Source organism: Streptomyces sp. NPDC024632, assembly GCF_055559175.1.
Genome location: NZ_JBVHLD010000008.1, coordinates 161,263 through 171,638, shown reverse-complemented (window position 1 = coordinate 171,638; position 10,376 = coordinate 161,263). Strand labels below are relative to the sequence as shown.

The window sequence follows — 10,376 nt, the reverse complement described above, 5'->3', positions numbered from 1 at the left end:
GGTATGTGGCGAACACCTGGCGGGGCTTTTGTGCCCCTCTTCGCCCCCCCCCCTCCCCCTGGGGGTGCCTCCCCCCTCCCCCCCCGGGGGTCGCGCGCACCCCCCCCCCCCCCCCCCCCCCCGACCCAACCCCGAACCCCCAACCCGTTCCCCCCGGCACCCCCAAGGAGCGACACGTGATCGAGAACACCAACAGCGGCGCGAGCAAGACCGCGCTCCTGGTGCAGGCCCTGTCCGGCGCAAGCACCGACACCCTGATCGAGGCCCAGGAAGCCGCGGGTCAGCGGCAGTTCGTCGGTTCCGACCGCATGCCGGCCGACCTCCGCGGCGACCGGGCATCCTTCGAAGCCCTCGGCTTCACCTTCGGTGAACCGGACGCCGACCCGATGTTCGTGTCCGCGGCCCTGCCCGACGGCTGGAACCGCGAGGCCTCGGACCACTCGATGTGGTCCTACATCACCGACCAGCACGGCCGCCGCCGCGTCGCCGTCTTCTACAAGACCGCGTTCTACGACCGGCACGCCCACGCCAGCCTGGAGACCGTCTACCGCTACGTCGGTCACTGCGCCCGCGAGGACAAGCCCGTCGTCACCGACACCACCTGGGCCACCGCCCAGGCCGTACGCGACGCCGTCGACGACCACCTCAAGCGCGTCGAGGACGAGATTGAACGCTGGTCGGAGCGCCCCGAATGGGCGCAGTTCCTCACCGAGTCGCAGACCTCGCGTACCCAGCTCCAGACCCTCGCCGCCGCACTCCCCTCCTCCTAACCCCTGCCGTACGCAGCCCCCGGGGAACACCCGGCCGCCAACCCGCCGCACTCCCAGCCCGTATCGGAGATTTCCCGTGAAGTTCTTCAAGACCCGCACCGCCGCAGTCCTGCCCGCACCGCCCGCGACCGGCCCCGCCCAGCAGGCCGGTACGGCCCCGGCCAGCCTCATCCCGCTGGTGAAGACCGCCGCGGTCAGCCTGGAGAAGAACGGCCTGGCCGGACGGCGCGCCGCGGTCTACCTGGTCCTCGACCACTCCGGCTCGATGGCGCCCTTCTACGCCGACGGGTCCGTCCAGCACCTGGCCGAGCAGACCCTCGCCCTGTCCGTGAACCTCGACCACGACGGCACCGTCCCCCTGATCTACTTCGGCAGCCGCGCCGAGGACCCGGTCGACGTCCGCCTCGACAACTACCGCGGCATCATCGACGCCACCCATCCCCATGTCGCCTGGGGCAGCACCGCCTACCCAGCCGCGATGACCGCCGTGGCCCGCGAGCACCAGGCGTCCGGCGCCACCGACCCAGCGCTGGTGATCTTCCAGACCGACGGCGCGCCCGACGACCGCGACGCCGCCGCACGGGCCCTGCGGAATGCCTCCGAACTGCCGATGTTCTGGGCGTTCATCGGATTCGGCGGGCGCGTCCAGTTCCTGGAGGAACTGGACGACCTGCGCGGCCGCCGGGTCGACAACGCCTCCTTCTTCCATGCGCCGAACCCCCGCGCTGTGGCCGACGCCGATCTCTACGACGGCATCACCTCCCAGTACGCGGGCTGGCTCGCGGCCGCGGCCGCCGCCGGGATCCTCCCGTGAGGCGTTTCCTGCTCGGTCTGGTCACCGGAGCGCTCGGCGCCCTCATGACCTACGGCGCCAGCCACAGCCCGGGCTGGACCGCGGGCGTCGGCATCGTCATCGCGCTCCTTGTCTGGGCTCCGTCCGTCGCCGACAGCCTCGACGACTTCCTCGACGACCTGTGAAACGCAGCCCAACTCCCCTCTCGCCACACGGAGAAACACCCATGCGCACCATCGGGAGCGTGCCCGACATTCTCGTCCGCCCGTCCGAGGCGATGCGCGCTGGGCACATGGCCTGCACCGCGCCCGGCCTCGACCCGGAAATCTTCTTCGACGACACCCGGGTCTATGAGGCCCGTGCCGAGTGCGTGATCCGCTGCACCGTGCGGGCCGCCTGCCTGCGGTGGGTCCTCGACGCCGAACGGGGCGTCGGCCGACTGTCCCGCGACGGCATTTTCGCCGGGCTCAGCGGTACCGACCGCTGGCGGCTGGACCCCACGGCGCCCGGCCACCAAGGGGACAACCACGCACCGTCCGAGGACGACGCGGGATGCGGAAGCCACGAGGCGCTGAAGCGGCACCTTCGGCGGGGCGAGGACGTCGACCCCATCTGCTGGTCGGCCGAGCAGAGCCGGACCGCGACCCGGCGGCACGTCCTGGCGCACGCGGCGCGGCGGACCCGGGGAGATGCGGCACCGTCTCGGGACGGCGACCCGGCCGGGCCGGTCATCGAGGCCGTGATGAAGGCCGTCGGCGTGCCGGTCGGTGTCGACACCGGCCTCGTGCCCGTCGTACGGCCGGAAGTTCTCCAGCCCGCAGATTCGGGGGAGCAGACGGAAAACCCGGGTGCGGCGGTGGCAGTCGATCTCCGCGACCTCGATTCCCAGCCCGAGCAGCACGGTCCCGGCTGCGGCACGGCCGAGGCGTACGAACGGCACGTCGCCTCCGGGGAGATCGTCGACCCGGAGTGCTGGAACGCGGTCGGACGCAGCAGCAGGCGGGGGTCCGCATCGTGAACCGGCGACCGCGCGTTGCCATGCAGGCCGCAGACGGCGGAACCGTCGAAGTCCGTCCGGACATTGCGGAGTTGGTCCTCGACGGCCTCACCAACCGGGAGATCGCGCGACGGCTGCACTGCGACAGCCACGCCGCCGCCGCTACCCGGCGCGCACTGGGAGTGCCGAACGTGCCCCAGCAGCCGCTGACGGTCGAACAGAAGTGGTCCGCGTACACCGAGCCGGTCGAGCCCGGCGGCCACCTGCGCTGGACGGGCGAGCGGCAGAGTGTCGCGGGCACGCCGACGATGCGCTACGGCGGGCAGGGGCACACGGCGGCGCGGATCGCGTTCCGCATCCGGTACGGCCGCGAGCCAGTGGGACGCGTCATCGCTGACTGCGGCCTCGAGCACTGCGTCGCGCCCGGCCACGTCCAGGACCAGGCCGGCCGCAAACGCCTGCGCGAGCAGTTCCGTTACATCACCGGCCGCGGCGAGCGCCCGGCCCGGTGCGTCAACGGCCACGACCAGGCCGTCGACGGCCTCTACGAGAGGGACGGCACGGCGTACTGCGGGGCGTGCAAGCGCGTCCGCCGCTTGACCGGGCCAGCGCCGGGACGGTCACCGTGATCCCGGCCCTCTGTTCTCGGACCTCATCCGACCTGGCCGCACACCACCCGGAGACCGACCCGCCATGCCCGTCCTGATCGTCGTCGCCCTCGCCCTCATCACCGTCTCCCTCGCGGGACTCCTCACCGGACGGCTGCCGTTTCACCGGACTCAGGGCCTGACCGCCATCGCGAACGCCCTGATCGGGATCGACGAAATCCGCGGCGGCGCCTCCGCGCCCGCCTGTCTCAACGCCGCGGCCTGCGCGATCTCCGCATGGCTGTGGTGGCGCGGCGGCGGAGGCGACGACACCAAGCGCCGCCTGCGCAAACTCCGGGACGCCTTCCGCCCTGTCCGCCGCACCGCCCCCGCCACCGCCTGACCTCCGCCCGACCGCCTGCACCTCCTGCTGAGGACCACCTGTGTATCTCGAAGCCGCCCAGTTCGGCGCCCTGTTCGGTCTCACCTTCGGCGGCGCCGCAGTCCTGGGGGCCGCCACGGTCGCCGGGACCGGCTACGCCGCCCGCGCCGCATGGCGCCGCCTGCGACTGCGAACCACGGCTTCGCGCCCCGCCCCCGCCTGCACCAGCCCCGAAAGGCCCTGACCCGATGCGCAAGATCCCCACCCTGTTCGTCCGCGACCCGGCCGACCGCGCCCACGTCCTGCCCGAGGTGACCCCCGGCTGCGCATGGGTTCTCGCCGGAGAAGGCGTCGCCACCCGAAAGTACGACGGGACGTGCGTGATGTACGACGGCGCCGACTGGTGGGCCCGCCGCGAAGTCAAGCCCCACAAGACCCCGCCAGCCGCCCGCCTACACCGAACGCCGCGGCGAACCCGCGACATCGCAGGCACGGCGCAAGGCCTACGACGACCACGTCGCCGCCCGGCAGGCAGCCGGAGCCGCGACAGCCGGAGGAACCACATGATCCGCGCCCTGACCGTCTCCAGCCCGCTGACCTGGCCCGACATCACGGAAGAGAGCTGACATGCCCGACACCTCGCCCCGGACGCCCGCTCCGTTCGTCCTCGACACCGCACAGAGGTCCGTCACCGCGGCGCTGATGGAGGTCTTCAAGCTGATGACGCTTGGCCCGGGCGTGACCCCGTCCTCCGAAACGGCCAATAGGCTCTGGGATCTTGTCGTTGCCGGACTCACGTCCGGCTCCCAGGCGTGCGCCGAGATCAGCCGGATGCGTGCCGACCTCGCCGGACTCCGCGAAACCCACCGCCCGCGACCCCACGCCGACCCGTCCGCACCTGGCGCGCTCTGCGACGCCTGCTCCCTGCACGGCGCGCTCGTCACCTGGCCATGCGCCACCTGGACCGCCGCCGACCGCATGCTCACCCGGGACCAGACGTGAACGCGCGGCCGCTGCCCGAGCAGGCGTCAGACCTGGAGTCGCTGCGCGACGAGTTGCGGGCGGAGGTCCGGGAGGCCCGCGAAACGCTGAAGGACCTCCGCCGGGAGATCAAGGACGCCCGCACCCTGATCCCGCTGCTGACCGACGAGCTGTTCGAGGCCGAGGTCCGCAAGCAGGTCGAGGCGCTCGGTGTGGAGACGAAGAAGGCCATGGACGCCGCCGTCGAGAGGGTCGGCGGCCAGTTCGACCGGCTCGCCGACCTCTATCTGGGCACTACCCGCAAGGACCGCCGGACCGGCGCGCTGTCGCTGCCCGAGGCGGCCGCCGTCAGCGCCGCGCGCCGCGCAGTACGAGAGGACCAGATGTGACACCCGCCGACGAACTGCGGACCGCCGCCGCGCGGCTCCGCGACGACCGCGTCGATTCCGGCTCCCGCGAACTGCTCGCAATGATCGCCGCGCTGCTGCGTGCCCGCGAGCCTCTCGCCGCGCTCCTGGAGGACGAGGCGGCGAGCTACGACCGGGCCGTGCGCATGGCCGAGCGGGATCTGACGGAGGGGGAGTGGCTCGGCTACTTCTACCGACAGCTCGACGAGCGCTGGTCGGCCAGCTCCTCGCTGGCACTGGCCCGCGCGGTCAATGCCGAGCCCGCGCCCGGCCACGTTCAGGGCGGTCCGGTCGCCGACCGGCTCGACCCCGCCGAGCTGCTCCGCGGAATCTCCCAACCAGTGGGTCCGACGCACCGGTTGGGAGAATCCGATGGGGCGTGAAGTGCGGCGCGTGCCGCTCGGCTTCGACTGGCCGCTCAACAAGGTCTGGGACGGCTTCCTCAGCCCAGGCCGGTACGCCGGGATCCCCTGCCCGGACTGCGAGCGCGGCTACTCCCCGCGCGGCGAGCACCTGCGGAAACTCTGGTACGGGCACGTGCCGTTCGACCCGGCCAGCACCGGCTCGACGCCGCTGCGGTACGCCACCCCGGCCGTACGGGCCCACGCCGAGCGCAACATCGCCAGCGCCCCGGAGTTCTACGGCGCCGGGAAATCCGCGGTCGACCGTGAGGGGCACCGTCTCGCTGCGCTGTGGAACAGTCAGTGGTGCCACCACCTGGACCAGGACGACGTCGACGCCCTCGTCGCCGAAGGCCGCCTGACCGATCTCACCCACACCTGGACCCGCGAGAACGGGTGGCAGGAGAAACAGCCGTCCATCCGGCCGACTGCGGCCGAGGTCAACGAGTGGTCCCTGGCCGGCTTCGGGCACGACGCGATCAACGCCCTGATCGTGGTCGACGCCCGCTGCAAACGCGAAGGCGTCCCCGACCGGTGCGCGACCTGCGACGGCCACGCCTCCACCGAGGCATACCCCGGCCAGCGCGCCGAAGCCGAAGCGTGGGAGCCGGCCGATCCGCCGGCGGGCGACGGCTGGCAAATCTGGGAGACCGTCACCGAAGGCTCCCCGATCAGCCCCGTCCTCCCCACCGCCGAGGAGCTGGCCACCTGGATGGCCAGCGACGCCAACCCGCGCGACCGCGACCGCGTCCCGTACGACACCGCACTGGCCTTCGTACGCGCCGGATGGGCGCCGTCCTTCATCGGCGTACCCGGCCGCGGCCTCCTCAGCGGCGTCGAAGCCTCCGCCATCGAGCCGCCCCGCCCCGAGCGAACCGCCCAACCAGTGTGTGTCACAGAGGGGTTGACCTCCGATGCATGAGCCCACGACAGACCGCGTACTGCTGACTGCCAGGCAGTTCGCCCACGCCTTCACGGTCGACGAGGGACTGTTCCTCGACATGGACACGCGGGTGCAGCACGACATCTTCGGTGCCTTCGCGATTCAGTTCCGAACCAGGATCCTCACCGATGACCTGCCGCCCGAAAAAGTCACCACCCGCCAGCGGGTGACCTACGAGGTGCCGACGTCGACGTGGCAGATGTGGAAGAAGCGCCACTCCCACCGCTGGTACGCCCGACGACTCGTGGACAGGTGGCCCGTCCGCTACGCGGCCGACCCGGACGGCCGTGGCACCGAAGCCCTGTGCACCATCTATCTGGAGCGGTACCGCACCTACCCGCGCGCGAAGTTCCAACTGCCACCCGACCAGTACGGACACACCGTCCACGCGCACGCCATCCGCGGCCCCCGCTGGGACTTCGAGGCGGCACCCGATGCCTGAGACCCCCGCCACGGCCGGGCAACTGGCCGAGCCCAAAGCCCCGGACAGCCGCCTGCGGGCGTGGCTCCTCAGCGACCCGGTGGCGTTCACCTGGGCCGTGGACACTGCCCGGAACGACTGGATCGGCCCCCACGACGACTCCCTGTCCGTCCTCCTGGGCGATGTGCTCTACGGCGACGGCGCCGCGTACTACGAGGTTGACCGCGCGGCGGCCACCGAGGCGGCGGCATCGATCACCCGCGCCGAGCTCGACACCATCGCCTGGGCACCCGTACGCAACTGGCTGATCCTCACCGCCCTGGAGCGATCGGACGGCCCATGCCTGAGCTGACGACGCGCCGCGTGCTCCTGTGCGGCGGCCCCCAGGACGGCCAGTGGCTCACCGTCCCGACCCACCAGCACGACATCCGCTGTCCGCGCCCGGCCAAGGCGGTCACGTTCAGCCCCGCTCTCAACGACAAAGGGCCGCTCGCCGACCTTGACCTGGACATCTACCGGATCGAGCCCGTACCGGTCGGAACCGGCAGCTTCACCGGCTTCCTTTGGGTCGCCGTCCTGGACACCATGTTCGGCCGGGACAAGGACCGCGCGATCGCCCGGGCCGTCCTCCAGCGCGACGTCGCCCGCCAGCTCCTGGAGAACGGCGATGTCTGACCGCTCCCTGCCCGGCCTGATCCGGGACCTCCTCGACCGGTACGACGGCGGCGAAAGCAACCCCGGCGACGGCGGCCCCGGCCTCATGCGGCGCCTCGATGACCTGTACCTGCGCACCACTCAGCCGCGTCAGGCCGCCCACCACGCCGCCCCCGGCTCCCGGCCACCCTCCAGCCTCGACGCCGTCCACTGGTCCGTACGCATCAAGACCGAGGCCGTCATCCTCGACAAAGCACTGCGCTGCTCCGCCTACGCGCAGAGCTGGGAGAAGGCCATGCGGGCGATCCCGCCCAACGCCGAAGCCGCCGGCGCCGTCGGCCGCGCGACCAGCACGGTCGGCACCTGGCACTCCACGGTCCGTACGGTCCTCGGCCTCCAGGCCCCGGCGATCGAGATGTCCGGCGTCGACTGCCTCGTCTGCGGCCAGCGCACCATCAAGGTCCGCGGCGACGGCGACCGCCCGCGCGCCTGGTGCTCCAACGACGCGTGCGCGGACGACACCGGGCGCCCGGCCCGCTACGAGGGCCCGCGCCTGTACCTGCCCACCAGGAGCGTGGGTGCATGACGGCGCGACGCCGGTCAGCCGGTCTTCTTCGGCTTCGGCTTGATCGAGCGGACCGTCGGCTTGCGCTTGCGCGGCACGTCGTACTCGCGGGCGATCCCGCGCACGGTCTCCGCGGACCACGGCAGGTGCTCTGCGATGACCTCGTTGGTGACCTCGAACTGTTTGAGGTCGTCGGCAACCGCAGCCCGCAGATCCACGCGCGCCGTCTCGGCCGCCGCCTGGGCCTTGTCGAAGGCGTCCAGGGCGGCGGTCAGCTTCGCGCTGGGGCTGTAGTCGCTCATGGCCGCATGATCCCACAGCGCATTTGGCCAAGGCGATGGTGTCGGGAGCCTCAACATGCGACCAGGCTATCCAAGGATTTTGGGCAAGTACAGTTGTCCATATTGTTTTGTCCAAGCTACTTGGTTAGTGTGTGGCTCATCAGGAACTGGCAACCACAGGGGGAGCCCGAGATGAAGGTCTACGAGCGCACCGAGAACGGCGTCACCACCCACGTCAGCGTCCGCGACGCCATGGCTGAGGTGAACGACGCGATACTGGGCCGTGTCTCCCGTGAGCGCAGCGTCCGGAAGATGTCCTCGGGGCGCACGCAGCACCACATCGAGTACGCGGACGGCCGCGAGGTACGCATGACTCTGGTCAACCAGAGCGACGCCGCCGGGCCGATCGAGCAGGGACCGAAGGCATGGACGGGTGAAACCACCCGGATCATCACCGTCACGGGCAAGCGCTACGTCGTCGGCACTGTCGTCCCGGCCCGACCCAAGACCCCGGGCGCGACGAGCTGGATCCCGGAGGCATATGTCCACTACTGGTCGGAGCGGAACGGAGAGACGTTCGGCGCCACCCGGAACGCCGCCGCCAGTTGCAAGCCGGGCACCGTCGGCCGGGCGATCTGGGACGCGGTGACCCGGTGAGCCAGTGCACCGCGACCACGTCGCGCGGCTACCGGTGCATCAACCAGGCGCAGGTCTGCCGTGAGGTATGCGCTGCCCACGACTACCGCCGCCAGTGCGGCGCCTCGACGTCGGGCGGTGGGAAGTGCCGCCGGTTGAAGGTCCACGGCAAAGACGCGTGCTCGTACCACTGCTGACCACCATCCACAACCGCACGAACCCGCCCAGGGAGGGGCCATGCACTCGTTCCACCTCGTGGCGTACACCGCCGCCACCGCGACCGGCACCGAGTCCGGGATCGCCCGGATCGGCACCGTCTACGACACCCCGGCCTGGCCCGAGTGCGCGAAGGACATCCCCCGGCTCCTGAATATCGAAGACCTCGGCGTCGAGCCGCAGTACACGCTCCGGTACCAGACCGAGCTGGGCCCCCAGGTCAAGCAGTTCGGTGCCTCCGGCGTCGTCCGTATCGGCGCTCTCCTCATGCGCTGCGCCGACCGCGGCGAGGTCTGGGACATCGAGGTCGTCGACGCCGACGGCGATGAGATCACCTTCGGCTTCGGCGTGTTCTGCGACTGACCCAACAGCCCCTGTCCGCCCAGGCCGCCCCGACCCGGAGACGCACCATGGCGACCTCGCACCTCCCCGAGACCCTCACCTACTTCAGCAACTACGCCGCACGGGCATTCGCCAGCGGCCAGGACCTGCTCGCCACCCGCGACCCCGACACCGGGCGGCTCACCGGGCTGTGCGCCATCAAGCCGGGCACGCCGTTCGCCCGACAGGTCGCCGAACGTGCCGAGGCCCGCGCCTCGACCCGCGACTACTGACCTCCTGACCGGCGGCCCGGACCCACCCCCCTGGTCCGGGCCGCCATCCCTGGGGCCGCGCCCCGCCCCCCCCTTCACGGGGCGCGGCCCCACAACTCCACAGCGCCGTAGCTCAGCTGGCAGAGCACGCCTCTTATAAGGGCGAGGTCACGGGTTCGAGTCCCGTCGGCGCAACTCCATCCCGTCACCCCGACTGGAGAAACGCCATGCCCGACACGATCACCCTGCCGACCACGGCCGCCGAAGTCGCCGCCGCCGTCCTCGACGGCATCGCCTTGAATCCCGACCGGTTCGACATGGGCCGCTGGGCCAGCTTCCCCGGCGACGTGCTGGAACCCGGGGTAGCCGCCGCCTGCGGTACGACCTTGTGCGCCGCCGGGTGGGCGGCCCACGTCACGGGCTGGCGGATCGTCGCCTTGGACCGCGACGTCCTCGTCAGGCCGGTACGGGAAGACGGCGGCTGGGCCGACGAGGTGGACACCCAGATCTACGCGGAGAAGGACGGCGAGCGGCGTCTGCTGTGGGACGTGGCGCGTGACGCGCTCGGCCTGACCGAGACCGCCACGTTCTGGTACGTCGCCGAGTCGGAGGCCATCCGCCGCCTCAAGGGGATCGCTCGCCGCCCTACGTCCTGACCGGCCCCGGGGGGGGGGGGGGGGGGGGGGGGGGGGCCCGGGGGGCGCCGGGTTGACCCAGCATGTGGCCCGCCAAACCGAAAAGAAAAAAGC

Annotated in this window: 21 protein-coding genes and 1 tRNA gene; 21 read left to right on the top strand and 1 reads right to left on the bottom strand. The window is 71.5% G+C overall.

Annotated features, from left to right (window positions below):
- Window positions 1-176 precede the first annotated feature (176 nt).
- The 16 genes from ACZ37P_RS18780 (at window position 177) to ACZ37P_RS18705 (ending at window position 7,922) form a co-directional block, all read left to right on the top strand.
- On the top strand, window positions 177-770 hold the full coding sequence (locus ACZ37P_RS18780; RefSeq protein WP_467347506.1) for a hypothetical protein: 594 nt from the start codon (window positions 177-179) through the stop codon (window positions 768-770).
- Window positions 771-846: 76 nt separating this feature from the next.
- Window positions 847-1,584 carry a VWA domain-containing protein gene (locus ACZ37P_RS18775; RefSeq protein ID WP_467347504.1) on the top strand — a complete coding sequence of 246 codons (738 nt, stop codon included), beginning with the start codon at window positions 847-849 and terminating at the stop codon, window positions 1,582-1,584.
- Window positions 1,581-1,748 carry a hypothetical protein gene (locus tag ACZ37P_RS18770; RefSeq protein ID WP_467347503.1) on the top strand — a complete coding sequence of 56 codons (168 nt, stop codon included), beginning with the start codon at window positions 1,581-1,583 and terminating at the stop codon, window positions 1,746-1,748. Before ACZ37P_RS18775 ends, ACZ37P_RS18770 begins: the two co-directional genes overlap by 4 nt.
- A 41-nt stretch (window positions 1,749-1,789) precedes the next feature.
- Window positions 1,790-2,581: a WhiB family transcriptional regulator gene (locus tag ACZ37P_RS18765; RefSeq protein ID WP_467347501.1), complete on the top strand. Its 792-nt coding sequence runs from the start codon at window positions 1,790-1,792 to the stop codon at window positions 2,579-2,581.
- Between the two features lie 20 nt (window positions 2,582-2,601).
- Window positions 2,602-3,189, top strand: a complete 588-nt coding sequence (locus tag ACZ37P_RS18760) for a hypothetical protein (RefSeq protein ID WP_467347500.1) — start codon at window positions 2,602-2,604, stop codon at window positions 3,187-3,189.
- A gap of 64 nt (window positions 3,190-3,253) precedes the next feature.
- The gene (locus ACZ37P_RS18755; RefSeq protein ID WP_467347498.1) at window positions 3,254-3,550 is read left to right on the top strand and encodes a hypothetical protein; all 297 of its coding nucleotides are present in this window, start codon (window positions 3,254-3,256) and stop codon (window positions 3,548-3,550) included.
- A gap of 40 nt (window positions 3,551-3,590) precedes the next feature.
- Window positions 3,591-3,773, top strand: a complete 183-nt coding sequence (locus tag ACZ37P_RS18750) for a hypothetical protein (protein ID WP_467347497.1) — start codon at window positions 3,591-3,593, stop codon at window positions 3,771-3,773.
- A 4-nt stretch (window positions 3,774-3,777) separates the two neighbouring features.
- Window positions 3,778-4,155 (top strand): hypothetical protein, encoded by a 378-nt coding sequence (locus ACZ37P_RS18745; RefSeq protein WP_467347495.1) that lies wholly within the window; start codon window positions 3,778-3,780, stop codon window positions 4,153-4,155.
- Window position 4,156: 1 nt separating this feature from the next.
- Complete coding sequence (locus ACZ37P_RS18740; protein WP_467347493.1) at window positions 4,157-4,531, top strand: hypothetical protein; 375 nt, start codon at window positions 4,157-4,159, stop codon at window positions 4,529-4,531.
- Window positions 4,528-4,899, top strand: coding sequence for a phosphoenolpyruvate-utilizing N-terminal domain-containing protein (locus ACZ37P_RS18735; RefSeq protein WP_467347491.1), 372 nt, complete (start codon window positions 4,528-4,530; stop codon window positions 4,897-4,899). The genes ACZ37P_RS18740 and ACZ37P_RS18735 overlap by 4 nt, the downstream gene beginning before the upstream one ends.
- Complete coding sequence (locus ACZ37P_RS18730) at window positions 4,896-5,300, top strand: hypothetical protein (RefSeq protein WP_467347489.1); 405 nt, start codon at window positions 4,896-4,898, stop codon at window positions 5,298-5,300. The genes ACZ37P_RS18735 and ACZ37P_RS18730 overlap by 4 nt, the downstream gene beginning before the upstream one ends.
- Complete coding sequence (locus ACZ37P_RS18725; RefSeq protein ID WP_467347488.1) at window positions 5,290-6,240, top strand: hypothetical protein; 951 nt, start codon at window positions 5,290-5,292, stop codon at window positions 6,238-6,240. The genes ACZ37P_RS18730 and ACZ37P_RS18725 overlap by 11 nt, the downstream gene beginning before the upstream one ends.
- A complete protein-coding gene (locus ACZ37P_RS18720) occupies window positions 6,233-6,703 on the top strand; it encodes a hypothetical protein (protein WP_467347486.1) in 471 nt (156 codons plus the stop codon). Before ACZ37P_RS18725 ends, ACZ37P_RS18720 begins: the two co-directional genes overlap by 8 nt.
- Complete coding sequence (locus ACZ37P_RS18715) at window positions 6,696-7,034, top strand: hypothetical protein (protein WP_467347484.1); 339 nt, start codon at window positions 6,696-6,698, stop codon at window positions 7,032-7,034. The genes ACZ37P_RS18720 and ACZ37P_RS18715 overlap by 8 nt, the downstream gene beginning before the upstream one ends.
- A complete protein-coding gene (locus ACZ37P_RS18710) occupies window positions 7,022-7,357 on the top strand; it encodes a hypothetical protein (RefSeq protein WP_467347482.1) in 336 nt (111 codons plus the stop codon). Before ACZ37P_RS18715 ends, ACZ37P_RS18710 begins: the two co-directional genes overlap by 13 nt.
- Complete coding sequence (locus ACZ37P_RS18705) at window positions 7,350-7,922, top strand: hypothetical protein (RefSeq protein ID WP_467347480.1); 573 nt, start codon at window positions 7,350-7,352, stop codon at window positions 7,920-7,922. The genes ACZ37P_RS18710 and ACZ37P_RS18705 overlap by 8 nt, the downstream gene beginning before the upstream one ends.
- A gap of 14 nt (window positions 7,923-7,936) precedes the next feature.
- Here ACZ37P_RS18705 and ACZ37P_RS18700 read toward each other — a convergent pair whose 3' ends face one another.
- A complete protein-coding gene (locus tag ACZ37P_RS18700; RefSeq protein ID WP_467347479.1) occupies window positions 7,937-8,203 on the bottom strand; it encodes a hypothetical protein in 267 nt (88 codons plus the stop codon).
- Between the two features lie 171 nt (window positions 8,204-8,374).
- Here ACZ37P_RS18700 and ACZ37P_RS18695 point away from each other — a divergent pair, with 171 nt between their 5' ends.
- The 5 genes from ACZ37P_RS18695 to ACZ37P_RS18675 all read left to right on the top strand — a co-directional run bounded on the left by ACZ37P_RS18695 (window position 8,375) and on the right by ACZ37P_RS18675 (window position 10,283).
- Complete coding sequence (locus ACZ37P_RS18695; RefSeq protein WP_467347478.1) at window positions 8,375-8,839, top strand: hypothetical protein; 465 nt, start codon at window positions 8,375-8,377, stop codon at window positions 8,837-8,839.
- Window positions 8,840-9,055: 216 nt separating this feature from the next.
- On the top strand, window positions 9,056-9,397 hold the full coding sequence (locus ACZ37P_RS18690; protein ID WP_467347477.1) for a hypothetical protein: 342 nt from the start codon (window positions 9,056-9,058) through the stop codon (window positions 9,395-9,397).
- Window positions 9,398-9,444: 47 nt separating this feature from the next.
- Window positions 9,445-9,648, top strand: a complete 204-nt coding sequence (locus ACZ37P_RS18685; protein WP_467347476.1) for a hypothetical protein — start codon at window positions 9,445-9,447, stop codon at window positions 9,646-9,648.
- Between the two features lie 101 nt (window positions 9,649-9,749).
- Window positions 9,750-9,822 (top strand) — tRNA-Ile (locus ACZ37P_RS18680).
- 32 nt (window positions 9,823-9,854) lie between these two features.
- Window positions 9,855-10,283 (top strand): hypothetical protein, encoded by a 429-nt coding sequence (locus tag ACZ37P_RS18675; protein ID WP_467347474.1) that lies wholly within the window; start codon window positions 9,855-9,857, stop codon window positions 10,281-10,283.
- The last annotated feature ends 93 nt before the right edge of the window (window positions 10,284-10,376 follow it).